Here is a 23,694-nt window from a genome sequence, read left to right on the forward strand (position 1 = left end):
TCGGGACTTCAGGCGGCGCTGGCGACGGTCTGCCAAGGGGGCTTGCGTTCGAGCAGAGCCGCGATGGCACCCGGCGCCATCGCCTTGCCGTAGAGATAGCCCTGGCCCTCGCGGCAGCCCATACGGCGCAGGATCTCCTGCTGCTCGAAGGTCTCGATGCCTTCGGCGATGACGTCGAGGCCGAAGCTGTGGGCCATTCCGAGGATCGCGCGCACGATCTCGGCGTCGTGCACGTCGGTGAGGATGTCGCGCACGAAGCTGCGGTCGATCTTGAGGCGGTTCAGCGGAAACCGCTTGAGGGAGCTGAGCGAGGCGTAGCCGGTGCCGAAATCGTCGAAGGCGATGGCGACGCCCAGGCGATGCAACTCCCGGATGGGATCGAGGACGGTGCTGTCGGCCTGGAGGGCGATGCGCTCGGTCACCTCGATCTCGAGGGCGTCGGCCGGCAGGCCGTGCTGGGCGAGCCCGCTCATCACCTCGCGGGCGAGCGAGCCCTCCTGAAGGTGCGATCCGAACAGGTTCACCGCCACACGGATCGGCGGCAGGCCGGCGGCGCGCCAGGCCGCCGACTGGCGGCACGCCTCCGCGACGATCCAGCGGCCGAGGGTGGCGGCCAGGGGATGGGCTTCCAGAGTCTCGATGAAGGCGCCGGGCAGCAGCAGGCCCCGCTGGGGATGCTGCCAGCGCAGCAGCGCCTCGACGCCGATCATGCGTCCGTTCACCAGGCAGACCTGCGGCTGGTAATGCAGGACGAATTCCGACGCTTCGAGGCCGCGCGTGACCTCGTCGTGCAGGGCGCGCCGGGCGACGATGGCGCTGCGCAGGGTGGGATCGAACAGGCGCATGCAGTGCCGGCCGTCGCGCTTGGCCCGGTAGAGGGCGAGGTCCGCATCCGCCACCAGCTCGTCGCCGGTGATCTCCGGGCCGGTGCCGATCGCCACGCCGATGCTGATGCTCACATGGAAGGTGTGGCCGCTGATCTCGAACGGTGCCTGGAAGGTATCGAGGATCGTGGCGGCGCAGGTTCCGGCCGCCAGCGGATCGCCGGACCCGGGAAACAGGAGGGCGAAGGTATCGCCCGCGAACCGGGCCACCGTCACCGTTCCGCCGACGCAGGTCGGCAGCCGGATCGCAACCGCCTGGAGCAAAGCGTCGCCGATGGCATGGCCGAGGCTGTCGTTCACCTCCTTGAAGCCGTCGAGGTCGAGCAGCATGACCGTGGCGTGGCGCCCCCCCGCCAGAACGGTCTGAAGGTCCTCGTCGAACGAGGCCCGGTTGATGAGGCCGGTGAGCTTGTCGTGGTGGGCCATCTGGATGAGCTTGGCGTCCCGCGCCCGCCATTCGCTGATGTCGCGCATGATCGCGCCGATGCCGATGCCGACCCGGTCCTCCCAGATCGACATCGAGAATTCCATCGGGAAGACGCTGCCGTCGCGGCGCTGGCCGGGGAGCTCGATGGTGCGGCCGGCGAGCTTGGTGGGACAGCCCGAGGCGATGCGGGCGAGGCCGACCTTGTGCGCCTTCCGGAACGGCTCGGGGATGATGATCTCGATGTCCTGCCCGATCATCTCGCCGGGCTCGTAGCCGAACAGCGCCTCGCCGGCCGGGTTGACGAAGGTGATCGTGCCGCTCTCGTCGATGGCGATGAACGAGTATTCGGACGCCTTGGCGAACCCGGCCGAGGCGGCGTTGAGGACGTCGGACCGGCGCAGGTCGAGGTGCGCCATCGCCAGGGCCGCGAAACTCGCCAGCATCTGCCGGGCTTCGACCGAGAAGGTGGCGTTGGCCTCGGTATCCCCGATGCACAGCGCCCCCAGCCGATCGCCGGCTGCGGTGACGAGGGCGGCACCGGCGAAGAACCGTAGGTTCTCCGGCCAATCGGCCGACGATCCTGCGGACAGACGCGGATCGCAGGTGACGTCGGGAACGACGAAGACCTCGTCGGCGGCCATCGCTGCGGCGCACGGCGCGCCGTGGCGTGGAACCTGGGTCGTCGTGGTCCCGACACAGGCATGGCGGCGGCAGGTATCGTGGTCCAGCAGCGCGACCCATGCCATCGGAACCCCGAGGCTCGCGGCGGCGAGGGCGGTCAGGCGGCCCAACTCGGGCGTCGCCACGGTGTCGATGACGCGGTAGGAGCGCAGTGCGGTAAGGCGACGGGCCTCGATGGCCGCGGCCGATCCTGATAACGAGGGAGTCATTTGATGGGCACCGTCAGGACGCGGTAAGCCAGCAAATGATAGCCCAAAAAGCTAACATCCTCTAAGCGTGATCGGACAACGTAGCCGTTTTCGTCCGATCGGGTTGACAATCGTTTCTGTGTTCGCTCCGGCAGCGGCGCCCCGATAAGCTCACGCGAACGTCTTCCGCGGATCGAAAGCGTCGCGCACCGCCTCACCGGCGAAGATGAGCAGACTCAGCATCACCGCGACGACGATGAAACCGGTAAGCCCGAGCCACGGCGCCTGGATGTTGTCCTTGCCCTGCGCCAGCAGCTCTCCGAGCGAAGCCGAGCCGGGGGGCAGGCCGAAGCCGAGGAAGTCGAGGGAGGTCAGCGTCGAGATCGATCCGTTGAGGATGAACGGCAGGAAGGTCAGCGTCGCCACCATGGCGTTGGGCAGGAGGTGGCGGCTCATGATGCGGACGTTCGACAGGCCGAGGGCACGGGCGGCGCGGACGTACTCGAAGTTGCGCGCGCGCAGGAACTCGGCCCGTACGACGCCCACCAGCGCGACCCAGGAGAACAGGAGCAGGATGCCGAGGAGGACGAAGAAGCCCGGCGCGATGAAGGCCGAGATGATGATGATGAGATAGAGCGTCGGGATCGCGCTCCAGACCTCGATGAACCGCTGCAGCGCGAGGTCGACCCACCCCCCGAAGTAGCCCTGCACCGCCCCGGCGATCACGCCGATCACCGAGGAGATCGCGGCCAGGATGAGCCCGAACAGAACCGAGATGCGAAAGCCGTAGATGATCCGCGCGAGGACATCGCGGGCGGTGTTGTCGGTGCCGAGCCAATTCCACTCGATGTCGCGGCAACCGGTGCCGCCGGTCCGCTCGGCCACCGGCCGGCACTGGTCCTCGGTGAGCATCCAGGTCGGGGGCGACGGCGAGGGGGTGGGCAGGCCGTTGATGATGGTGTCGTAGGAATAGGGGATGGGCGGCCACATCGCCCAGCCGTTGTCGGCGATCTCCTTGCGGGTCTCGGCCGAGCGATAGTCGGGCCGGGCATAGAAGCCGCCGAACTTCTCGTCGGGATAGTCGACGAGAACCGGGAACAGGATCTCGCCCTTGTAGGACACGACGATCGGCTTGTCGTTGGCGATGAACTCGGCGAACAGGCTGAGCCCGAACAGGACGAGGAAGACCACGAACGACCAGAACCCGAGTCGGTTGCCGCGAAAATTCGCGAGCCGGCGGCGATTCAAGGGCGAGAGGCCACCCTTCACCGGCGGAGCGACGGGCAGGTTGGCGGGCGGGTGGGCGATCTCGTTCACGACCACCGCCCTACCAGCGTCGGGCTCAGCCGTCGATGCGGTATGCCGTGCCCTCGATCACGCTGGGCCGGATCTTGCCGCTGCGCTCGAGGTGGCGGCGCAGAAGGCGAACGTTGCGCAGGTTCGCCTTGAAGGCGGCGTCGAAGATGTCGCCAGCCAACGGAACGATGCCCACGGCGCCGTCGAAGGCGACGTTCATCGCCATGCGGGCCAGAAGCCAGCGCGGCGCGCCGAGCCGCCGGGCCTCGTAGACGACATAGGACGACAGGCACACGCCGGCGAGATCGCCCAGGCCGGGCACCAAGCCGAGCACCGCGTCGACGCCGACCCGTCGGTTGATGCCGGGGATGACGAACGCCGCGTCCATGACGTGGGCGAACTGCTCCAAGCGCAGCATCGCCGCTTCCGCGGCCGCGCGCCGGTCGGCCTCCCCGGTGCGTGCGGCACCGGCGAAGCGATCCGCGGCAGTCGGATCGAGGGTCTCGATGATCGCCATGGCTGGGCTCCGGACGTGACGATCGCGCTAAGCGCGTACCGGGCAGATGTGGCCCACGCCCCAAGGCTCCGCAAGGGATCGCGGCACGGGATCTCCGCAAGGGATTGCGGCGCGACGAGGCGTCCGGCCGATCCGATGGCCGTATCGGCAAGCCCGCGCGGCGCCCGAGAGAAGCCCGTTTCCGCATCACGCAGCGGTCGACCGGAACTGGCATGATCGGGCGCGCGATGATCGGGTCCGCATAAGGTCGGCATCATCGGCGCAGGATCGACGGCGGTCGCAACACAAAAGGGCCGCCTCCCGCGATCCGAGAGAGACGGCCCTGGCTTCACCGGGGTGAGAGGGTGCCGGGCGGTTCCGTCGCCGCCCGGCGTCCCGCTCGCCTTTAGTGGGCTTTGACGTCGTAGCGGTCGAGCATCATCACCTTGTTCCACACCTTCACGAAGTCCTTGGCGAAGCGCGCCTCGCCACCCTTGCTGGCATAGACTTCGGCGACGGAGCGGAGTTGGGAGTTCGACCCGAACACCAGGTCGCAGCGGGTCGCGGTGAACCTGGCCTCGCCGCTGGCGCGATCGGCCAGGGTGAAGGTCATGCCGGTCTCGTCGTCCTTGCGCCAGTCGAGGTCGACGCTCGTGAGGTTGACGAAGAAGTCGTTCGACAGCACGCCGACCCGATCCGTGAACTGGCCGTGCTTCGACCCGTCGTGATTGGCACCCAACGCACGCAGGCCGCCGACCAGTGCGACCCATTCGGGGGCCGTGAGCGTGAGCAGGTAGGCCTTATCGAGGAAGAGCTCCTCGGGCGAGACCCGCCCTGCCGTGATCGCCGCGAAGTCGTCGGCCACGAAGTTGCGGAAGCCGTCGACCACGGGCTTCAGCCACTCGAACATCTCGATGTCGGTCCGATCCTGGGTCGTGTCGACCCGGCCGGGCGTGAACGGCACGGTCGCCGCATGGCCGCCGTCGGCCAGCGCCTTTTCCACCGCCGCGCATCCGCCGAGGACGATGAGGTCGGCCAGCGACACCCGCTTGCCGGCCGACTTCCCGTTGAACGCCTCGGCGACCTGCCTGAGTGCGGCCACCACCGGTACCGTCCGCTGGTTGATCGCCCAGTCCTTCTGCGGAGCCAGGGCGAGCCGGCCGCCGTTGGCGCCACCGCGCTTGTCGCTGTCGCGGTAGGTCGCGGCCGCGGAGAAGGCGGTGAACGAGAGGTCCGACACCGACAGGCCGGTGGCCAGGATGTCCCGCTTGAGGGCGGCGATATCGGCCTCGTCGATGAGCGCGAAGTCACGCGGCGGGATCGGATCCTGCCACAGCAGGTCGTCCTCGATCTTCACCTCCGGACCGAGGTAGCGCTCCTTGGGTCCCATGTCGCGATGGGTCAGCTTGTACCACGCCTTCGAGAAGGCGAGCGTGAACGCGTCGAAATCGTTCAGGAACTTCTCGCAGATCTTGCGGTACTCGGGGTCGACCTTCAACGCGATGTCGGTGGTCATCATCATCAGGCCGTGCATCTGGCCCGGGATGTGAGCGTCGGGGGTCTTAGGCGCGTCCGGATCGGCCGGCGTCCACTGCGACGCGCCGGCCGGGCTTTTGGTCTGCACCCATTCGAACTTGAAGAGGTTCTCGAGGTAGGCGTTGTCCCACTTCGTCGGGTCGGGCGTCCAGCTGCCTTCGATGCCGTTGGTCATGGTGTTCGGCCCGGCGCCGGTGCCCTTCGGGTTATGCCAGCCGAGCCCCATCGCCTCGATCGGCGCGATCTCGGGCGGCGGCCCGATCTGATCGGCCGGAACCATCCCGTGGCTCTTGCCGAAGGCGTGGCCGCCAGCGATCAGGGCCACGGTCTCCTCGTCGTTCATCGCCATGCGGGTGAAGGTGGTGCGGATGTCGCGCGCCGCACCCATCGGGTCGCCGTTGGAGTACGGGCCTTCCGGGTTCACGTAGATGAGCGCCTGGTGCGAGGCGGCCAGCGGGTTCTCGAGATCGTAGTCGGCGTCGCCGTTCTGGCCGCGCCAGCGTTTGTCGCGGGTCACCATGCTGTCGAACGAGGTGACGTTCGACGGGTCCCAGACCTCGGGACCCCAGTAGGTCGCGTTGTCGGCCTCCCACGCGTCCTGACGTCCGCCGGCGAAGCCGTAGGTCGGGAAGCCCATGATCTCCAGGGCGCAGTTGCCGGTCAGGATCATCAGGTCGCCCCACGACAGGGCGTCGCCGTACTTCTGCTTGATCGGCCAGATCAGGCGACGGGACTTGTCGATGTTGCCGTTGTCCCACCAGCTGTTGATCGGTGCGAAGCGCTGGAGCGCCTCTCCGGCACCGCCGCGACCGTCGGAGATCCGGTAGCTGCCGGCCGAGTGCCAGGCCATGCGGATCATCTGCGGGCCGTAGTTGCCGTAATCGGACGGCCACCACGCCACCGACGTCGTGAGGAAGGACTTGATGTCCTGTTTCACCGCGTCGAGATCGAGCGTCTCGAACGCGGCCTTGTAGTCGAAGTCCTCGCCCAGCGGATTGGCCTGCGGACCGTTCTGGTGGAGAAGCTCGACCTTCAGGCGATTGGGGTACCAGTCCGACAGCGACGGCGTGGTGCCGACCGCGCCGCCGATCCGGTCACCGCCGAACGGGCACTTGCCCTCCATGACGAACGTACTGGTATCGAGTGCGATATTCTTGATCTCGTTCACGTAAAATCCCTTTTATAGCGCGATGTCGTCCCGATGCTCGGCTCGTGTCGCACCTCGGCGAGCCGACGATACTTGTCTCCGACCCGCTCTGTTGCCCGCCCTGCAGGCGGATGGATGCCGGTCGGATGGAACGGCGACATGCCGTGCGCACGCGTCGCCGTCCTTTCAAGCAGGGGTCCGTCGCGAAAGGTGCGTTCCTCGGGACCCAGACCTGGAATCGTTCCGAGGGGCTTATGCTCGCTCTGGTGTCGTTTGGCCAATGCATCGTTACGAAATGTGTGATAGGCGCTGTCTATGAACATCTCGGGCCTGTCCCTGCGTGACCTCGAATACGTGGTGGCCCTGGCCGAGGAGCATCACTTCGGCCGGGCCGCGGAGCGCTGCAACGTCAGCCAGCCGACCCTGAGCGTGCAGGTGCGCAAGCTCGAGGAGGGCCTGGGCCTCACCCTGTTCGAGCGCGGCAACCGCCGGGTGATGACGACGCTGGCCGGCCAGGGCATCGTGCGCCAGGCGCGCACCGTGCTGGCCGAGGCGCAGCGCCTGCTCGTCCTGGCGAGCGAGGGGCGCGGCGCCCCCCTCGTCGGCCGCCTCGTGCTGGCGGCGATCCAGACGCTGGGGCCCTACCTCTTTCCACTGGTCCTGCGCAGCCTCCGGCAGGATTTCCCGCTGCTGTCGCTGGCCCTCAGCGAGGCGCGCACCGCCGAGATCCTGGAGGGACTGCGTGACGGCCGGATCGACGCGGCGCTGGTCTCGCTGCCGCTGCCGACCTCGGGACTCACGGTCTCGCCGCTGTTCATCGAGCCGTTCCTGCTCGCCTGCCCGGCCGACCACCCGCTGGCCCGCGGCGGCGCCCTGCGCGCCATCGATGTCGCCGGCCCCGACCTCCTGCTCCTCGACGAGGGCAATTGCCTGCGGGACCAGGCCGTGGCCGCCTGCGGCGCCGGCAATGCCGCCGGGCGCCATGCCACCAGCCTCGAGACCCTGCGCTCGATGGTGGCGGCCGGGGCCGGCTACACCCTGCTGCCGGCCCTGGCGGCCCCGTCCGGTCCCGACCCGAGCGGGCTCACGGTGACGCGGGGGTTCGACGTCGACGGCCCGGGCCGCACCATCGCCCTGGCCTGGCGGTCGAGCGACCCGCGCGCGGCCGGCCTGTCGCACCTGGCGGCGTTCTTCCGGGCGCATGCGCCCGCGGGCACCACCGCCTGCCGCGACGACGCGGTGCCGCGGACGAAGCCGGCGCGCCGTGACAGCGTGGCCGATCCGGTGTAGCGCCGCGCCGACCGGGGCGAGCCGCCCTCGTCCCTCGTGATCGGCGCGCCGGTGCCCCAGGCCACATCTCCCCTCACCGCGGTCTCACTCTGGGCCGGCCTCCTCGTCGTTTCGGGGACGTTGGCCTACGGCCTGACCCTCGCGCATTTTCCGGCGGCCCTGCTGCTCGGGCCGATGCTGGCGGCGATCGCCTTCGGGGTCTCGGGCGCGTCCATCCGCATGCCTAAGCCCGGCTTCCTGACGGCCCAAGCCCTCGTCGGCTGCCTCGTGGCGAAATCGGTGACGGCGGATATTGTCGGCACCATCCTCGGGGACGGAGTGCTGATCCTCGCCGTCGTCCTGGTGACGGTGGTGGCCGGCGCCATCGTCGGGGTGGTGCTGACGCGTCTGAAGGTCCTGCCGGGCGCGACCGCGGCCTGGGGCTCGTCGCCGGGCGGAGCCGCGGCCATGGTGGCGATGTCGGAGGACTACGGGTCCGATCCGCGCCTCGTCGCCTTCATGCAATACGTGCGCGTCGCCCTCGTGGTGGTCTCGGCCTCGGTGGTGGCGCGGCTGCTGACGGACGTCGCCGCGCCCGGTGGCGCGGGGGAGGTCATGCCCGAGGATCCCCGCCTTCTCGCGGTGCTCGCGACCCTGGCCGTCGCCGCGACGGGGGCGGGGCTCTCCCTCGCGCTGGGGCTCCCCGGCGGGGCGCTGATCGGCCCGATGATCCTCGGGGCCGTCCTGCACGCCACGGGCGTGGCCAGCATGTCCCTGCCGGCCACGCTCCTCGACGCCGCCTATGCCACGATCGGCTGGTACGTGGGCCTGCGCTTCACGCGCGAGACGGTGCGCGAGTCGCTGTCGGCCCTGCCCGGCATCCTCGTGGCGACGACCGGGCTGATCCTGCTGTGCGGCGGCTGGGCCTACGGGATCACCTTCCTCCTGCCGATCGATTTCCTCACCGCCTACCTCGCCACCTCCCCGGGCGGGCTCGACTCCGTGGCCATCATCGCGGTGGGCTCGAAGGTGGACGTCTCCTTCGTCCTGGCCGTCCAGACCCTGCGGCTGTTCGTGGTGCTGATCACCGGGCCGATCCTCGCCCGTTGGATCGGCGGCAACGCCGCGGAGACCTGAGCGGCGATGCCGGCGCTGTGGCTCGCCTTCCTCAATTCCTGGCGCGGCCTGCGTCACGGTGCCCGTACCGAACGGGCGATCCGCCTCGAACTGGCGCTGCTCGCCGCCGGGCTGCCCCTGGCCTGCCTCGTCGGCGAGACCTGGTGGACCCGGCTCGCCCTGGTGGCGAGCCTGCTCCTCATGCTGGCGGCGGAATTCCTCAACACGGCCGTCGAGAAGCTGTGCGACCACCTGCATCCGTCCCACCATCCGGCGATCGGGACGGTCAAGGATCTGGCCTCCGCCGGTGCCTTCCTCGCTCAGATCGTCGTCGCCCTGGTCTGGCTCGCGGGCGTGGCGACGCGGATCGGCTGAGCAGCGCGACCTCACGGCCGTCTCGCTTCTCGCCGTCCCGGCGCCTATGTCGGTGGGCGCGGCGACCGCATCGGCCTCCGCACGTCCCGGAATACCAGAGCCTTGACCGACTACATCCGCAAGATCCTCACCGCCCGCGTCTACGACGTGGCGATCGAGAGCCCCCTCGACCCGATGCCGCGCATGTCCAAGCGTCTCGGCCGGCCGGTGCTCCTCAAGCGCGAGGACCTGCAGCCGGTGTTCTCGTTCAAGCTGCGCGGCGCCTACAACAAGATGTCGGGGCTCGATCCCGCCGTGCTGGCGCGCGGCGTCATCTGCGCCTCGGCCGGCAACCATGCCCAGGGGGTGGCGCTGGCGGCGCAGAAACTCGGCGTGCGCGCGGTGATCGTGATGCCGCGCACCACCCCGGCGATCAAGGTCGATGCCTGCCGTGCGCGAGGCGCCGAGGTCGTGCTGCACGGCGACGCCTTCGACGAGGCCCTGGGCCACGCCCGCGAGCGGGAGGCGGCCGAGGGCCTGACCTTCCTGCACCCCTTCGACGATCCCGACGTGATCGCCGGCCAGGGCACCATCGGCATGGAGATCCTGACCCAGCACTCCGGGCCGATCGAGGCGATCTTCGTTCCCGTCGGCGGCGGCGGTCTCGCCGCCGGGGTCGCGACCTTCGTGAAGTACCTGCGTCCGCAGACCAAGGTGATCGGCGTCGAGCCCGACGACGCCGCCTGCATGAAGGCCGCCCTCGACGCCGGCGACCTCGTGATGCTGCCCACCGTCGGCCTCTTCGCCGACGGCGTCGCCGTGCGCCAGGCCGGGGCGGAGACCTTCCGCCTCTGTCGCGACAACCTCGACGGGGTCATCACGGTGGACACCGACGCCATGTGCGCGGCGGTCAAGGACGTGTTCGACGACACCCGGGCCGTCTCCGAGCCCTCCGGCGCCCTGGCCCTGGCGGGGGCCAAGCGCTACGCGCAGCAGCACCCGGAGGGGACCGGCACGCTGGTCGCGATCTCGAGCGGCGCCAACCTCAACTTCGACCGGCTGCGCCACATCGCCGAGCGCGCCGAGATCGGCGAGCAGCGCGAGGTGCTGCTCGGCGTCACGATCCCCGAGCGCCCCGGCGCCTACCGGGCCTTCATCCACAGCCTGGGCCCGCGCGCCATCACCGAGTTCAACTACCGCAACGCCGGCACCCCGGAAGCGCGGATCTTCGTCGGCATCAACCTCGCCGGCGGGGTGGCGGAGAAACACGCCCTCGTGGCCTCCCTCGGCGAGGCCGGATATCCCGTCGTCGACATGAGCGACAACGAGATGGCCAAGGTCCATATCCGCTACATGGTCGGCGGCCGCGCCACCGGGCTCGCCGACGAGCGCATCTACCGCTTCCAGTTCCCCGAGCGGCCGGGCGCCCTGATGAAGTTCCTCGACCGTCTCGGCGAGGGGTTCGACATCACCCTGTTCCACTATCGCAACCACGGCGCCGACTACGGCCGGGTCCTGGCGGGCATCGCGGTGCCGGAAGCCGAGCGCGGCCGCTTCGACGCGGCGATCGCCGACCTCGGCTATCCCTGCACCGACGAGACCGACAACCCCGCCTACCGCATGTTCCTGGACTCCGCCGCCTCGACCCCGGCGCACGCATAGTCGTCGGTTCCGGGGCTCAAGATTCTCGCCTCCGACCTTGAGTCCGCCGGGCGTCATCGCCGCCGCCCGGCGTCGAACCGTCGCTCGAACGATTTGCCCGCCGCCGGGCGATACTGGCCACGATCGGGGATCGGCACCTGAGACCTGTCCCTGACCAAACCTTAACCCTTGGCGGCGTATCACGGCTGGCTTCAGACCTGTGCGACGAGCCGATGCCGATGTTCTCCAGCCTCAACGCCCGCCTTCCCGCCATCACCGTCGGCCTGGCGCTCCTCAGCGCGGCCACCATGGGCACGGTGAGCTGGTATTCGGCCAAGGCCGGTCTCGTGGCGGCCGCCAACGACCGGCTGGAGTTCGCGGCCACGACGAAGAAGACGAGCCTGGAACTCATCGGCAACCGCGCGGTCGGCGACCTCGCCACGGTGGCCGCGAACCCGCAGGTGTCGGGCAACGTCCAGGACCTCGTCGAGGCCCTCGATCCCGGCAAGCCCGGCTATGCCGAACTGGTCAAGGCCTTCACCGGCCCTGCCACGGCCGGCGAGCGCATGGCCGTGGAGGGCGCCGGCACCATGTACGGCCGGCGCCACGCCAAGGTGCAGGAGGCCGGGCGGCGCCTGCTCAAACGGCCGGGCTACGCCGATCTTCTCTTCGTCGATGAGGCCGGGCGCATCGTCTACACCACGACGAAGGGCGCCGACTTCTCCCGCTCGCTCGCCGAACCCGAGATGACGGGAACGGGCCTTTCCAAGCTGGTCGAGCGCCTCAGGACGGCCGATCCGGAGGCGACCCTGTTCCAGGACTTCGCACCCTACCCGGCCGACAAGGGCCCTTCCGCCTTCCTCGGCCGCTCCGTTCAGCGCCGGGCCAATGTCGCCATGGGAACCGGCCAGGAGGCCACGCGCATCGGCTTCCTTGTCCTGCGCCTCGACCCCACCCTGTTCAAGGACGCCCTGTCCGACCGGACCGGGCTCGGCAGGACGGGCCAGATCATGGCCGTCGGCGAGGACGGCCTCCTGCGCAGCGACCCGCCGCTGGCCTCCTCCAGGCTGGCCGGTTCGCCCGTCGCCACCCTCGGCTTGCCGACCGCGGCCCTGGCGAGCCCGGTGCCGTTCTCCTACGGGACCGGGGCCGAGACCCGCATGGCCGCCTCCTCCAGGCTGTCGCTCCTCGGCGCACCCTGGACGCTGGTCGCCGAGCAGTCCGAGGACGAGGCGCTCCACGCGGTCGCGAACCTGACGCAGACCCTCGCGATGTCGGCCCTGCCCGTCCTCCTCCTCACGGCGCTGGCGGGCCTGTTCTTCGCCCGGACCATCGTGCGGCCGCTCGGCGCGCTCAACGACGCCCTCAAGGCGCTGGCCCGGCGCGAGCCCCTGTCCGATGTCGCCGGGAGCCGCCGGGCCGACGAGATCGGCGACATCGCCCGCTCCGTCGTCATCATCCGCGACATCTCCCTGGAGGATGCCGCCCTGCAGCTCCAGACGACCGAGGCCTCGCGGATGCGGCAGGAGAGCGAGCGCCGCGCCATGCTGGCCGACCTCGCCGACCGCTTCGAGCATTCGGTGGGCTCCATCGTGACCAGCGTCTCGCAGGCGGCCGGCGGCCTCCAGGCCGCCTCGGGCACGATGAACGCCGCCGTCGAGGATACCGCCCGCCGCTCGAACTCCGTGGCGGTCACGGCCCACGAGACCGCGGGCAACGTCAATGCGGTCGCGGCCGCCGCCGAGGAGCTCGGCGCCACGGTCCAGGAGATCGGCCGTCAGGTCGAGCAGGCCGCGGAGATGTCGCGCACCAGCGTCGGGCAGGCGAACCAGACCGCCCAGACCATGCGCGACCTCTCGGCCGCGGCGACCCGGATCGGCGACGTCGTCGGCATGGTCTCCCAGATCGCCTCGCAGACCAACCTGCTCGCCCTCAACGCCACCATCGAGGCGGCCCGCGCCGGCGAGGCCGGGCGCGGCTTCGCGGTGGTGGCCGCCGAGGTCAAGAATCTCGCCGAGCAGACCACCCGTGCCACCGCCGAGATCGGACAGCAGGTCGATGCGATCCAGGCCGCCACCGGCGGGGCGGCGGGCGCCATCCAGGGTATCGTCGCCCGGATCGAGAGCATGAGCGCGGTCACCACCAGCATCGCCGCCGCGGTGGAGGAGCAGGGCCTGACCACGCGGGAGATCGTGCGCAACATGGGCCAGGCCTCCTCCGGCACCGCCGGGATGAGCGCAGACATCGAGGAGGTCGCGCGCGCCGCCGCCGATGCCGGCGCCTCCACGGCCCAGGTGATGCAGGCCTCCGACGACCTCTCGCGCCAGTCCGACCGGCTCCGCGCCGAGGTCGGGCAGTTCCTGTCGACGGTCCGCGCCGCCTGAGCACCGCAACAGGCACGACGGGGAGGACGCCTCAGGGTTGACGCGGGGCGCCCGCCACGTCCAATGCGCCCTCCCCCGGGGAGCCCCGCGTGATGCCGCCGTTGCTAGCCATGCCGTTCCCGGCCATCGACCCCGTGGCGGTGGCGATCGGGCCGATCACCATCAAGTGGTACGCCCTCGCCTACATCGTCGGCCTCCTGGGCGGCTGGTTCTATGCCCGTCGCCTCGTTGCCAAGAGGGGCCTCTGGGGCGGCCTCAGCCGCCCGAGCCTGACCGACATCGACGACCTCATCGTGTGGGTGGCACTGGGCGTCGTTCTCGGCGGACGCCTCGGCTACGTGCTGTTCTACAATCTGCCCCTCTACCTCGACGATCCGATGGAGATCTTCGCCATCCGCAACGGCGGCATGTCGTTCCACGGGGGCTTCGCCGGAGCGGTGCTGGCAATGCTTCTCTTCGCCAGACGCCGCGGCATTCGCGCCTTCGCCCTGTTCGACCTGGCCGCGGTGGTGGTGCCGATCGGGCTGTTCTTCGGGCGGATCGCCAACTTCGTGAACGGGGAGCTGTGGGGGCGGATCGCGCCGGATTTCGCCTATGCCGTCGTGTTTCCCTCCGGTGGCCCCCTGCCGCGACACCCGAGCCAGCTCTACGAGGCCGCCACCGAGGGCGCCCTGCTGTTCCTCGTGATGGCGTTTTGCGCCTATCGCTTCGGGTTCCGGCGGCCCGGTCTCCAGAGCGGGATCTTCGTCCTGGGCTACGCCGTGGCGCGCACCCTGTGCGAGTTCTTCCGCGAGCCGGACCGCCAGCTCGGCTATCTGTTCGGATCGCAGGTCTCGTTCCTCGGCGGCGGCATCACCATGGGCATGGTGCTGTGCATACCGATGGCGCTCGTCGGCATCGTCGCCATCGTCATGGCCCTGCGCGGCGTCACCCGCCCGCGCGAGACCGGCGAGGGGTCGATGCGGCCTGACGGCGTGGCCAGGTGACGACGCCGCTCCTGGCCGAGCTGCGCGACGAGATCGCCGCCGCCGGGCCGATCGGGCTCGACCGCTACATGGCGCTCTGCCTGTCCCACCCCGTCCACGGCTACTACCGCACCCGCGACCCCCTCGGGGCGCGGGGCGATTTCGTCACCGCGCCCGAGATCAGCCAGATGTTCGGCGAGCTCATCGGGCTGTGGATCGCGTCCGTCGGCGCGATGACGGCGGCCACCGCCCCCCTCGCGATCGTCGAACTCGGGCCCGGCCGCGGGACCCTGATGGCCGATGCGCTGCGCGCGTTGCGCCGGGTCGCCCCCGACGCGGCGGTCGACCTTCACCTCGTCGAGACCAGCCCGACCCTGAGGGCGATCCAGGCGACATGCCTCCATGCCCATGCACCGACCTGGCACGAGAGCGTCGAGACCCTGCCCGAAGGCCCGGCCATCGTCGTCGCCAACGAGTTCTTCGATGCCCTGCCGGTGCGCCAGTTCCAACGGACCGAGCGCGGCTGGTGCGAGCGGCTCGTGGGTCTCGATGCGGCCGGCACCGGGCTCGCCTTCGGGCTCGCCGCCGAGCCAGACCCTCGCTTGACCGCGGCCGCGCCCGTCGGTGTCGTCCTCACCCTGCCCGGCGCCGCCCTCGACGTCGTCCGGCACCTGTCCGCCGCGCGGGTGCGGGGCGGCGGCGCGGTGCTCGTGATCGACTACGGCCATGCCCGCCCCGGCTTCGGCGACTCGTTCCAGGCGGTCTCCGGGCACCGCTTCGTCGATCCGCTTCGAGATCCGGGAGAGGCCGACCTGACGACCCACGTCGATTTCGCCGCCCTGGCGGCCGCGGCCGCCGGCGAGGGGGCCGCCGTCCATGCGGCGATCGACCAGCGCGACTTCCTCTTCGCCCTCGGGCTCCGCGCGAGGGCCGACCGCCTCAAGCTCCGGGCGACCCCGGCGCAGGCCGAGGCGATCGAGGCGGCCGTCATGCGCCTCACCGAGGCCGGCCGCACCGGCATGGGGCGCCTGTTCAAGGCCATGGCGTTCGGACATCCGGCCCTCGGGCCCCTGCCTGGCTTTCCCTCTCCGCCGGATTCCGCTCAGCCGTAGCGGTGCAGCGCCGTGCCGTGGCGCTTGAGCCAGGCCTCGGCCTCCTCGACGTGAGGGCAGAGGTCGTTCAGCAGCGCCCAGAACCGGGACGAGTGGTTCATCTCGCGCAGGTGCGCCATCTCGTGGGCTACGAGGTAATCGAGCACCACGGGCGGCGCGAGGATCAGCCGCCAGGAGAAGTTGAGGTCGCCCGCCGCCGTGCAGGAACCCCAGCGGCTGCGGGTGTCGCGCACGGTGAGCCGGCGCGGCGCCTGGCCGAGGGCGGCCGCATAGGCCGCGACCGCCACGTTCAGGTCCTTGCGGACCTCGCGGTCGAGGAAGTCGCGGACCCGCCGACCCACATGCGGCGCCTCGCACGAGACGGCGATGGCCGGCTCGTCCTCGATCAGGATGGCCGCGGTGGCGGCACTGCGGGTGCCGCGATGCACGATCCGGTGCGGGACGCCGCGCAGGGGCAGCATGGCACCGGCCTCCAGGGCGACGCGTTCGGGAACCTTGGCGAGCCGAAGCGCGATCCAGTCGCGGTGGCTGGCGGCGAACTTCTGCGCCGTAGCGATGGCGGTCCTGGCCGGCAGCGTCATCACCACCTCGCCGGTGGCGTGGCTGACGCGCAGGGTCAACCGGCGAGCGGAGGCGCGCCGGCGCAGGGCGATGCGCAGGGCCGCATCCTCGTGCTGGATCTCGATGTGGTCCGGGTCGGGAGCCGGCGGGCGTCGGAACGGGAGTCGCATGGGGCCGGCTTGGAGTCCCTCACAGATCTCCCGATCGCCGGGAGGTTCCTCCCCGTGCACGACGGTGCGACCGGAGTCTCGTGAGAGACTCTTAACCGTCCGGAAAGGCCGCTTCCATCGCGCCGGCGACAGGGAAGCCTCATTCTCCCGCCTCGCCGGGGCGCATGCGGCGCGGCCCTGCTTCACCGAAACACCGACCGCGAGGCTTTACGGAACACCGGCCGGCGCTATCGTCTTCTTCGACATGACGGACATGAGTTCCAGCGGTTTTTCCCGCAACGCGCGCCACCTGCGGCTCGACACCTTCGTGCGCCTGCGGTGGCTGGCGATCACCGGGCAGAGCGCCGCCGTCGTCGGGGCCCAATTCGGGCTGGGCCTTCCGCTGCCGTTCGGGTGGTGCTTCCTCGTCATCGCGGCCTCGTCGTGGCTCAACCTCGCCCTGCGCATCCGCTTTCCGGCGAGCTACCGCCTCAGCGACGATTCGGCGGCGCTTCTGCTCGCCTTCGACATCATCCAGCTCGCGGCCCTCCTGTTCCTGACGGGCGGCCTACAAAACCCGTTCTCCCTGCTGTTCCTGGCGCCGGTGCTCATCTCGGCCACCGCCCTGCCGCCCGAGCGCACTTTGGCCCTCGGGCTGCTGGCGGTGGGCCTGGCGACCCTGCTCGCCCTGGTCCACCGTCCCCTGCCCTGGTTCAGCGACGGCCGCCTCGAACTGCCGTTCCTCTACGTCTCGGGGGTTTGGACCGCGATCCTGCTCGGCACGGCGTTCACCGGGGTCTACGCCTGGAAGGTCTCCGAGGAGACGCGCCAGCTCGCCCAGGCGCTGGCCGCTACCGAACTCGTCCTCGCCCGCGAGCAGCACCTCTCGCAGCTCGACGGACTGGCGGCGGCGGCGGCCCACGAACTCGGCACGCCGCTGGGGACCATCATGGTCGTCACCCGCGAACTGACCCGTCAGCTCGGCGCCTCCGCCTCGCCATCGGTGCAGGAGGATTTGGCGCTCCTGCGCGATCAGGTCGATCGCTGCCGTGGCATCCTGTCGAAGCTCACGTCCCTCGACGGCGACGAGGGCGGCTTCCTCCAGACCGTGAGCCTGCGCCACCTCGTCGAAGAGCTGGTGGCACCCCAGCGCGCCATGGGCATCGCCCTCGACGTGACCACCGAAGGCGAGGGGCCGGAGCCGGTCTGCCGCCGCAACCCCGGCATCATGTTCGGGCTCGCCAACATCGTCGACAACGCCATCGACTTTGCGCAGACACGGGTCGCGATCGAGGCTCGCTGGACCTACGACAAGGTCTCCCTCGAGATCCGCGACGACGGACCCGGCTTCTCGAGCGAAGTCCTGCTCCGGGCGGGCGAACCCTACGTGACCACCCGCAGCCGCGACAAATCGCGCGAGGGCAGCGAGGCCGGTGCCGGGCTCGGCCTCGGGCTGTTCATCGCCAAGACGCTGATCGAGCGATCCGGCGCCCAGCTTCTCCTGTCGAACCTGTCGAGCCACGATGCGGCCGGCCAACCGAGGACGGGGGCGATGGTGCGGATTTCCTGGGCGCGCCATATCTTCGAGCGCGATACGGTTGCGCACAATGAATTTGGCGCGGTTCAGCATTCACCCCTGATCGAACGCGGAGCGGCGCCTATATAAAGGTCTCGTGACCAGTTGGAATGTGGAGGAGCGTCAGATGCTGACGCAAGGTGGAATGCCGAGCGCCGATCCGGTGACATTGGCCGAGAACGATCCTTTGGCTGCTTTTTCCGATCGCAGCCTGCTCATCGTAGACGACGACAAGCCTTTCTCGACCCGGCTCGCTCGGGCGATGGAGTTGCGCGGTTACCATGTCCAGGTCGCCGAAAGCGTGGCCGAGGGCGTCGCCGCCGTCGACGCGCGGGCGCCGGCCTTCGCCGTGATCGACATGCGCCTCGGCGACGGTAACGGCCTGGACGTGATCGCGCGGCTGAAGGACCTACGGCCCGACGCACGCGGCGTGATCCTGACCGGCTACGGCAACATCGCCACCGCCGTGACTGCGGTCAAACTCGGTGCGTTCGATTATCTCGCCAAACCGGCCGATGCGGACGAGATCCATGGGACGCTCATGGCGCAGCCCGGCGAGCGGGCCGACCCTCCGGAGAACCCGATGTCGGCCGACCGGGTGCGCTGGGAACACATCCAGCGCGTCTACGAATTGTGCGGCCGCAACGTGTCGGAAACCGCGCGGCGTCTCAACATGCACCGGCGTACGCTCCAGCGCATCCTGGCCAAGCGCGCGCCGCGATGACCCAAGGGCGACCGGGTCCGGCGTTGCGCCGGGCCCGTGCCGTGCGATAAGCCGACCCGGAGCGAAGAACCCTTCGGGAGGCTTCGTCAGTGTCTGCCGAGGAACGTTGAGCCGTGAACACGCGCAATCTGATCACGATCGTCAGCATGATGGTGCTGGTCGGAACCGAAGTCTTCGCCGTGGCGATCGCGTCCGGCTGGGCGCTGGCGGGCCTCCTCGATCTCGGTGACCGCGTCGGGCATGTGTTGATGGTGCTGTTTAGCCTGGTGGCCGTTTGGATCATGGTCCAGTTGTGGCGCCGCGCCACCTCGATCGAGCCGATCCGGACAGCCCGCCCGTCCCACTGACGCTGCCGCCCCGGTGCGGCACTCGCGTTGCCAGGCGCAGGGTTCTTGACTATCGGCAGGGCAGCTTCCCTCACGGGGCTCGACCCCCTGCCCATGAAAGCCCGCCCATGAAAGCCCGCATCGTCGTCACCCTGAAGACCGGCGTCCTCGATCCGCAGGGCAAGGCGATCGAGGCGGCCCTGTCGTCGTTCGGACTCGAAGGCATCGGCGGGGTACGCCAGGGCAAGGTCTTCGATATCGAGCTCGCGGGGACGGATCGCGCCGCCGCCGAGGCGACCCTGCGGCAGGCGTGCGAGAAGCTTTTGGCCAACACCGTGGTCGAAGACTACGCGATCGAGATCGTTTGATGCGCGCCGCGATCGTCGTCTTTCCCGGCTCCAATCGCGAGGCGGACGTGGCGCGGGCCCTGCGCCTCGCCGGAGCCGATGTCGTCACCGTCTGGCACACCGAGACGACGCTTCCGCCAGGAACCGACCTCGCCGTGCTCCCGGGCGGGTTCTCCTATGGAGACTACCTGCGTTGCGGCGCCATCGCCGGCCGCGCGGCGGCGATGGACGCGGTGCGCGACCATGCGGCACGCGGCGGCCTCGTCCTCGGCATCTGCAACGGCTTCCAGATCCTGTGCGAATCCGGCCTGCTGCCGGGAGTGCTGATGCGCAACGTCGACCGGCGCTTCATCTGCCATCGCCAGCTGCTGCGCGTCGAGCGGGCCGATACCCGCTTCACCTCGGCCTATGCCAAGGATCAGGTGATCGACGTCTGCGTCGCGCACGGCGAAGGCAACTACTTCGCCGACCCCGAGACGATCGCGCGGGTGGAGGGCGAGGGGCGGGTTGCGTTCCGCTATTGCGACGCCACGGGCGCGCTCAGCGTCGATGCCAACCGCAACGGCTCGCTCAACTCCATCGCCGGCATCTACTCGGAGAATTTCAACGTGCTCGGGCTGATGCCGCACCCGGAGAACTTCGTCGAGGATCTCGTCGGCGGCACCGACGGGCGCGGCCTGTTCGCGAGCCTCGCCGCCTGACCGGCGACCGCGAGGCCCGGGTCGAGCCCAGGCCTCGCGACTGTCCCTAACGCGAGAACTTCTTGTACTTCAGCTTCTTCGGCATGATCGAATCGAGCCCGAGGCGGCGCTTCTTGTCCTCCTCGTAATCCGAGAAGTTACCCTCGAACCACTCGACGTGGCTGTCGCCCTCGAAGGCGAGGATGTGGGTCGCGATGCGGTTCAGGAACCAGCGATCGTGGCTGATGATGACGGCGCAGCCCGCGTAATCCTCCAGCGCCTCTTCGAGCGCCCGAAGGGTCTCCATGTCGAGGTCGTTGGTGGGCTCGTCCAGCAGCAGCACGTTGGCGCCACCCTTGAGGGTGCGGGCGAGGTGCACCCGGTTGCGCTCGCCGCCCGAGAGCGTGCCGACCTTCTTCTGCTGATCGCCGCCCTTGAAGGCGAAGGCCGCGCAATACGCGCGGGAATTGATCTCGCGCTTGTTGAAATAAATGATGTCGTTGCCGCCCGAGACCTCCTGCCAGACGGTGGCATTGGGATCGAGGGCATCGCGCGACTGGTCGACGTAGCCGAGGTGGACCGTCTCACCCACCGAGATCGTGCCGCCGTCGGGCTTCTCCTGGCCGGTGATCATCTTGAACAGGGTCGTCTTGCCGGCGCCGTTGGGGCCGATCACCCCGACGATGCCGCCGGGCGGCAGCTTGAACGACAGGTCCTCGATCAGCAGCCGGTCGCCGAACGCCTTGTTGAGGTTGGTGAACTCGATGACGTTGTTGCCCAGCCGCTCGTCGATCGGGATCACGATCTGGGCCGAGGCGTCGATCTTGTCGTTCTGCTTGGCCACCAGCTCGTCGTAGCGGGTGATACGGGCCTTGGACTTCGACTGGCGGGCCTTCGGCGAGGCCGAGATCCACTCCTGCTCGCGGTTGATCGCGCGCTGGCGGGCCATGTCCTCGCGGCCCTCCTGGGCGAGGCGCTTCTGCTTCTGCACCAGCCAGGCCGAGTAGTTGCCCTCGTAGGGATAGCCGCGGGCCCGGTCGAGCTCGAGGATCCAGCCGGTGACGTTGTCGAGGAAGTAGCGATCGTGGGTCACGATCAGGATCGCGCCGGGATACTGCTTGAGGTGCCCTTCCAGCCAATTCACCGTCTCGGCGTCGAGGTGGTTGGTGGGCTCGTCCAGCAGCAGCAGTTCGGGCTCCCACAGCAGGAGCTTGCACAGGGCGACGCGGCGGCGCTCGCCACCCGAGAGCGTGGCCACGGGCTGCTCGTCGCCGGGACAGCCCAGCGCCTCCATGGCCTGATCGACCTTGGAGTCGAGCTCCCACAGGTTGGCCGCCTCGATCTTGTCCTGGAGGGCGGTCATCTCGTCCGCCGTCTCCTCGGAGTAGTTCATCGCGAGATCGTTGTAGCGGTCGAGCAGCGCCTGCTTCTCGGCGACGCCCTCCATCACGTTCTCGCGCACGCTCTTGTCGGGGTCGAGGTGGGGCTCCTGCGGCAGGTAGCCGACGCGCGCGCCCTGCGCGACGAAGCCCTCGCCGGTCCAGTCCTTGTCGAGGCCGGCCATGATCTTGAGCAGCGTCGACTTGCCCGATCCGTTGATCCCGAGCACGCCGATCTTGGCATCCGGGTAGAAGGACAGGTTGACGTTGTCGAGGACCTTCTTGCCACCAAGGTAGGACTTGGTCAGGCCCTTCATGTGGTAGATGAATTCGCGGGCCATGAGGCTGTCCTTGTCGGTTGCTCGCCGTCGGTCGCAGGCTTATGCGACATCCGGCGATGCGCGGCGCGATCGGCGGTCCGCAAAACCGGTGCCCGCCGTGCCCGCACCGCTCGCGCTGATGATATGGTCCAGCGAGTATCAGGGCGCCCCGCCCGCGGCAAGGCGGGCCTACGGCACAGGGGCGAGGGCATGGGTGCGCGCCCGGTCAGGTCCCCGCGAAGGGGTTCGGAACCGTCCGGCTCGCCGGGCGCTCCTCGACGACGGCCTCGGGGAGATCCTGCTCGGACAGATGCGCCACGATCGCGTCGAGGATCGCCTTCAGCTCCCTGGCCCGGGCGAGACCGTGGCGGTCCCGGGTGATGTCGAGCCCACCGTGAAGGGCGATCGCTGTCGTGCCGTTCTCGATGGAGAACGCCGCGATCTGGCGGACCGTCGCATCGTCGGCGAAGGGAACGAAGGCGTCGTGTCCATCGGGTTCCTGCATCGGGGCTGTCCTGTCTCGAGCAAAACCGGCTTCCATGTCGACGGCCGCGACCAGGCCGTCGAAGTCAAAAGATCGCCCGCATCAACTCCCGCCACAGGGACCTGAGCAGGCGTTCGATCTGCCGCTCCAACCAGGCGGTGAGCGGATCCTCGCCGCGACGCTCGCGCGACCGGTCGTAGGTCCGTGGCTCGGGCAACGTCATGACCTGCGCCTTGGCCGTAGGCGACAGGCTCGGAAACGGATCGACACCGGTCAGGGCGGCGAGCTCGACGAGCGGGACCTGGCGCCATTCGCCGTCGGCGCGATTGGGAACGAGATAGGCCGCCCCCTCCCGGCGCCGGGGATCGTAGACCGCCTTGAACAGGTCGGTCGGAACCAGCACCCGGCCGTTGATGCTCGTCACCGTGGCGCCCGAGAACACCGGGCCGGTGACGACGAAGAGGGTGCCGCGCTCGGTGGCCAGGCGCCGCACGGCTTCCTCGATGCCCGCCCACAGGTTGCGGTTCACGCTGCGGTCCTGGGGCACGATATTGGCGAGGCTGAAGGATTCGGCCTGTGCCGCCCCGGTCGGCATGTCGCCGGCCGGCGCCAGGTGACCGCGGTCGAAGCCGCTGCGGACGTAGTCGTCGAGGCGCGCCCGCATGGTCGCGGGGAGGCGGTCCTCGTCGTGGAAGGCATCGACCCGGTCGATCGTGCGGGCCGCGGCCACGCTCGCGCGGGTGAGGCTCTGGGCGGCGTAGAGCGGCGTCCGCGCGATGCCGGAATGCAGGACGGCAAAAGCCGAGAAGCACAACGGGACCGTCTCGCCGCGCAGTTTCGGGTTTGAGAGGACGGGCTGCGTTCCGTCGAGGAAGAATACCGGGCAGGTCTCGGCCGCCGTGGCGGGCAGACTGCAGGCGAGCAGCGCCGCCACCACGCCGGCCCTGAGCATCGTGGCCCATCGGCTCGGGAAGGACGGGGGCGTCAGAAGCAGACCCGCACCTTGCGCGTGCCCGACGGCGTGGCGCGCCAGCGATAGCCGCAGGGCCGCCCGAGCGATCCCTCGAACGGGGCGACCTGCCGATCGACGGGCGGGGGCGGCGTCAGGCGGATGGCCGGAATGACGATGTCAGAAGCGGCGCGGCCGGGCGAAGGGACGAGCCAGGCGCCGGCGAGGAGGACCAAGGCGAGCGTGCGGATCATGGCCTGCCCCGTCGCGGTGCGGAAAGCACAGGTTGCGGAAAAGTGCATGTCGACGTTGATCGGCGCGTCACACATCCTTAACTGCCGCCTCGACGTGCGATCGGGTAGAGTGGCCACGTCGGTCGCGTTTCGTCGCCGGATGCATGGGTTACGGCAGATGCATGGGGTACGGCGGGAGCCCGTGGCGGGCCCCGCGTGCCAAACACTGGCGATATCGGTATGGATATCGCAAAGCAAAGTCGATCGTGCCCTGCGGCGACGCTTGCGCGGTATGGTTTTTATGGCTTGGACCCCTCGCGAACGAGCGAGGGACAAGCGAACGAGCGGATAGAGCATTGGTGGCGATGGATACCTCGATTCTGGACGGTCTTGTCGAGACGTCGTCGCTGCGGGCCCTGCCCGAGGGCGAGTTGCAGGCTGTGGCCGATGCGGTGCGGCGGGAGATGATC

General features: G+C 69.5%; 21 protein-coding genes. 12 read left to right on the forward strand and 9 right to left on the reverse strand.

The window, feature by feature from the left end; translation table 11 throughout:
• Positions 1-8 precede the first annotated feature (8 nt).
• The 4 genes from ASF39_RS18690 to katG form a co-directional block, all read right to left on the reverse strand.
• Entirely contained in the window at positions 9-2,201 is a 2,193-nt protein-coding gene (locus tag ASF39_RS18690) for an EAL domain-containing protein (RefSeq protein WP_082494672.1), read from the reverse strand.
• 150 nt (positions 2,202-2,351) lie between these two features.
• Positions 2,352-3,497, reverse strand: a complete 1,146-nt coding sequence (locus ASF39_RS18695) for an ABC transporter permease (RefSeq protein WP_056286782.1) — start codon at positions 3,495-3,497, stop codon at positions 2,352-2,354.
• Positions 3,498-3,522: 25 nt separating this feature from the next.
• The gene (locus tag ASF39_RS18700; protein ID WP_244472473.1) at positions 3,523-3,984 is read right to left on the reverse strand and encodes a DUF4112 domain-containing protein; all 462 of its coding nucleotides are present in this window, start codon (positions 3,982-3,984) and stop codon (positions 3,523-3,525) included.
• Positions 3,985-4,378: 394 nt separating this feature from the next.
• Positions 4,379-6,631, reverse strand: a complete 2,253-nt coding sequence (gene katG, locus ASF39_RS18705; protein WP_156648551.1) for a catalase/peroxidase HPI — start codon at positions 6,629-6,631, stop codon at positions 4,379-4,381.
• Positions 6,632-6,970: 339 nt separating this feature from the next.
• Here katG and ASF39_RS18710 point away from each other — a divergent pair, with 339 nt between their 5' ends.
• The 7 genes from ASF39_RS18710 (at position 6,971) to ASF39_RS18740 (ending at position 15,496) form a co-directional block, all read left to right on the forward strand.
• Positions 6,971-7,945, forward strand: a complete 975-nt coding sequence (locus ASF39_RS18710) for a LysR substrate-binding domain-containing protein (RefSeq protein ID WP_055889839.1) — start codon at positions 6,971-6,973, stop codon at positions 7,943-7,945.
• Between the two features lie 51 nt (positions 7,946-7,996).
• Positions 7,997-9,061 carry an AbrB family transcriptional regulator gene (locus tag ASF39_RS18715; RefSeq protein WP_056286784.1) on the forward strand — a complete coding sequence of 355 codons (1,065 nt, stop codon included), beginning with the start codon at positions 7,997-7,999 and terminating at the stop codon, positions 9,059-9,061.
• A 6-nt stretch (positions 9,062-9,067) separates the two neighbouring features.
• Positions 9,068-9,415, forward strand: coding sequence for a diacylglycerol kinase (locus tag ASF39_RS18720; protein WP_055889841.1), 348 nt, complete (start codon positions 9,068-9,070; stop codon positions 9,413-9,415).
• A 69-nt stretch (positions 9,416-9,484) separates the two neighbouring features.
• Positions 9,485-11,056: a threonine ammonia-lyase, biosynthetic gene (gene ilvA / locus ASF39_RS18725; protein WP_082494673.1), complete on the forward strand. Its 1,572-nt coding sequence runs from the start codon at positions 9,485-9,487 to the stop codon at positions 11,054-11,056.
• Between the two features lie 212 nt (positions 11,057-11,268).
• A complete protein-coding gene (locus ASF39_RS18730; RefSeq protein ID WP_056286707.1) occupies positions 11,269-13,419 on the forward strand; it encodes a methyl-accepting chemotaxis protein in 2,151 nt (716 codons plus the stop codon).
• A gap of 92 nt (positions 13,420-13,511) precedes the next feature.
• The gene (gene lgt, locus ASF39_RS18735) at positions 13,512-14,405 is read left to right on the forward strand and encodes a prolipoprotein diacylglyceryl transferase (protein ID WP_056286711.1); all 894 of its coding nucleotides are present in this window, start codon (positions 13,512-13,514) and stop codon (positions 14,403-14,405) included.
• Positions 14,402-15,496, forward strand: coding sequence for an SAM-dependent methyltransferase (locus ASF39_RS18740; RefSeq protein WP_056286713.1), 1,095 nt, complete (start codon positions 14,402-14,404; stop codon positions 15,494-15,496). The genes lgt and ASF39_RS18740 overlap by 4 nt, the downstream gene beginning before the upstream one ends.
• Here ASF39_RS18740 and ASF39_RS18745 read toward each other — a convergent pair.
• The gene (locus tag ASF39_RS18745; protein WP_056286716.1) at positions 15,487-16,227 is read right to left on the reverse strand and encodes a SprT family zinc-dependent metalloprotease; all 741 of its coding nucleotides are present in this window, start codon (positions 16,225-16,227) and stop codon (positions 15,487-15,489) included. The genes ASF39_RS18740 and ASF39_RS18745 overlap by 10 nt on opposite strands.
• Positions 16,228-16,471: 244 nt before the next feature.
• On the opposite strand from ASF39_RS18745, the gene ASF39_RS18750 reads away from it, so the two are divergent.
• From ASF39_RS18750 to purQ, 5 genes are all read left to right on the forward strand, one after another.
• Positions 16,472-17,872: an ActS/PrrB/RegB family redox-sensitive histidine kinase gene (locus tag ASF39_RS18750; protein ID WP_055889857.1), complete on the forward strand. Its 1,401-nt coding sequence runs from the start codon at positions 16,472-16,474 to the stop codon at positions 17,870-17,872.
• Between the two features lie 37 nt (positions 17,873-17,909).
• Positions 17,910-18,506 (forward strand): ActR/PrrA/RegA family redox response regulator transcription factor, encoded by a 597-nt coding sequence (locus ASF39_RS18755; protein ID WP_055889860.1) that lies wholly within the window; start codon positions 17,910-17,912, stop codon positions 18,504-18,506.
• Positions 18,507-18,619: 113 nt separating this feature from the next.
• Positions 18,620-18,853, forward strand: coding sequence for a hypothetical protein (locus tag ASF39_RS18760; protein ID WP_055889862.1), 234 nt, complete (start codon positions 18,620-18,622; stop codon positions 18,851-18,853).
• A gap of 107 nt (positions 18,854-18,960) precedes the next feature.
• The gene (purS, locus tag ASF39_RS18765; protein WP_055889866.1) at positions 18,961-19,200 is read left to right on the forward strand and encodes a phosphoribosylformylglycinamidine synthase subunit PurS; all 240 of its coding nucleotides are present in this window, start codon (positions 18,961-18,963) and stop codon (positions 19,198-19,200) included.
• Positions 19,200-19,880, forward strand: a complete 681-nt coding sequence (gene purQ, locus ASF39_RS18770; RefSeq protein ID WP_055889870.1) for a phosphoribosylformylglycinamidine synthase subunit PurQ — start codon at positions 19,200-19,202, stop codon at positions 19,878-19,880. Before purS ends, purQ begins: the two co-directional genes overlap by 1 nt.
• Positions 19,881-19,926: 46 nt before the next feature.
• Here purQ and ettA read toward each other — a convergent pair whose 3' ends face one another.
• From ettA to ASF39_RS18790, 4 genes are all read right to left on the reverse strand, one after another.
• Positions 19,927-21,579: an energy-dependent translational throttle protein EttA gene (ettA, locus tag ASF39_RS18775; RefSeq protein WP_056286719.1), complete on the reverse strand. Its 1,653-nt coding sequence runs from the start codon at positions 21,577-21,579 to the stop codon at positions 19,927-19,929.
• Between the two features lie 205 nt (positions 21,580-21,784).
• Positions 21,785-22,063: a hypothetical protein gene (locus ASF39_RS18780; RefSeq protein ID WP_055889876.1), complete on the reverse strand. Its 279-nt coding sequence runs from the start codon at positions 22,061-22,063 to the stop codon at positions 21,785-21,787.
• 64 nt (positions 22,064-22,127) lie between these two features.
• A complete protein-coding gene (locus ASF39_RS18785; protein WP_056286721.1) occupies positions 22,128-22,994 on the reverse strand; it encodes a DNA/RNA non-specific endonuclease in 867 nt (288 codons plus the stop codon).
• Between the two features lie 32 nt (positions 22,995-23,026).
• Positions 23,027-23,362, reverse strand: coding sequence for a hypothetical protein (locus ASF39_RS18790; RefSeq protein WP_210168684.1), 336 nt, complete (start codon positions 23,360-23,362; stop codon positions 23,027-23,029).
• Between the last annotated feature and the right edge of the window lie 332 nt (positions 23,363-23,694).

This window comes from Methylobacterium sp. Leaf108 (genome assembly GCF_001423265.1).
In the GTDB taxonomy this organism is placed as follows: domain Bacteria; phylum Pseudomonadota; class Alphaproteobacteria; order Rhizobiales; family Beijerinckiaceae; genus Methylobacterium.

What these genes read in the sequence shown, in the direction of transcription:
- ASF39_RS18690 (WP_082494672.1), bottom strand. Translation starts at nt 2,201, where the DNA reads ATGACTCCCTCGTTATCAGGATCGGCCGCGGCCATCGAGGCCCGTCGC.
- katG (WP_156648551.1), bottom strand. Translation starts at nt 6,631, where the DNA reads ATGGAGGGCAAGTGCCCGTTCGGCGGTGACCGGATCGGCGGCGCGGTC.
- ASF39_RS18710 (WP_055889839.1), top strand. Translation starts at nt 6,971, where the DNA reads ATGAACATCTCGGGCCTGTCCCTGCGTGACCTCGAATACGTGGTGGCC.
- ASF39_RS18720 (WP_055889841.1), top strand. Translation starts at nt 9,068, where the DNA reads ATGCCGGCGCTGTGGCTCGCCTTCCTCAATTCCTGGCGCGGCCTGCGT.
- ASF39_RS18730 (WP_056286707.1), top strand. Translation starts at nt 11,269, where the DNA reads ATGCCGATGTTCTCCAGCCTCAACGCCCGCCTTCCCGCCATCACCGTC.
- lgt (WP_056286711.1), top strand. Translation starts at nt 13,512, where the DNA reads ATGCCGCCGTTGCTAGCCATGCCGTTCCCGGCCATCGACCCCGTGGCG.
- ASF39_RS18745 (WP_056286716.1), bottom strand. Translation starts at nt 16,227, where the DNA reads ATGCGACTCCCGTTCCGACGCCCGCCGGCTCCCGACCCGGACCACATC.
- ASF39_RS18750 (WP_055889857.1), top strand. Translation starts at nt 16,472, where the DNA reads ATGACGGACATGAGTTCCAGCGGTTTTTCCCGCAACGCGCGCCACCTG.
- ASF39_RS18755 (WP_055889860.1), top strand. Translation starts at nt 17,910, where the DNA reads ATGCTGACGCAAGGTGGAATGCCGAGCGCCGATCCGGTGACATTGGCC.
- purS (WP_055889866.1), top strand. Translation starts at nt 18,961, where the DNA reads ATGAAAGCCCGCATCGTCGTCACCCTGAAGACCGGCGTCCTCGATCCG.
- purQ (WP_055889870.1), top strand. Translation starts at nt 19,200, where the DNA reads ATGCGCGCCGCGATCGTCGTCTTTCCCGGCTCCAATCGCGAGGCGGAC.
- ettA (WP_056286719.1), bottom strand. Translation starts at nt 21,579, where the DNA reads ATGGCCCGCGAATTCATCTACCACATGAAGGGCCTGACCAAGTCCTAC.
- ASF39_RS18780 (WP_055889876.1), bottom strand. Translation starts at nt 22,063, where the DNA reads ATGCAGGAACCCGATGGACACGACGCCTTCGTTCCCTTCGCCGACGAT.
- ASF39_RS18785 (WP_056286721.1), bottom strand. Translation starts at nt 22,994, where the DNA reads ATGCTCAGGGCCGGCGTGGTGGCGGCGCTGCTCGCCTGCAGTCTGCCC.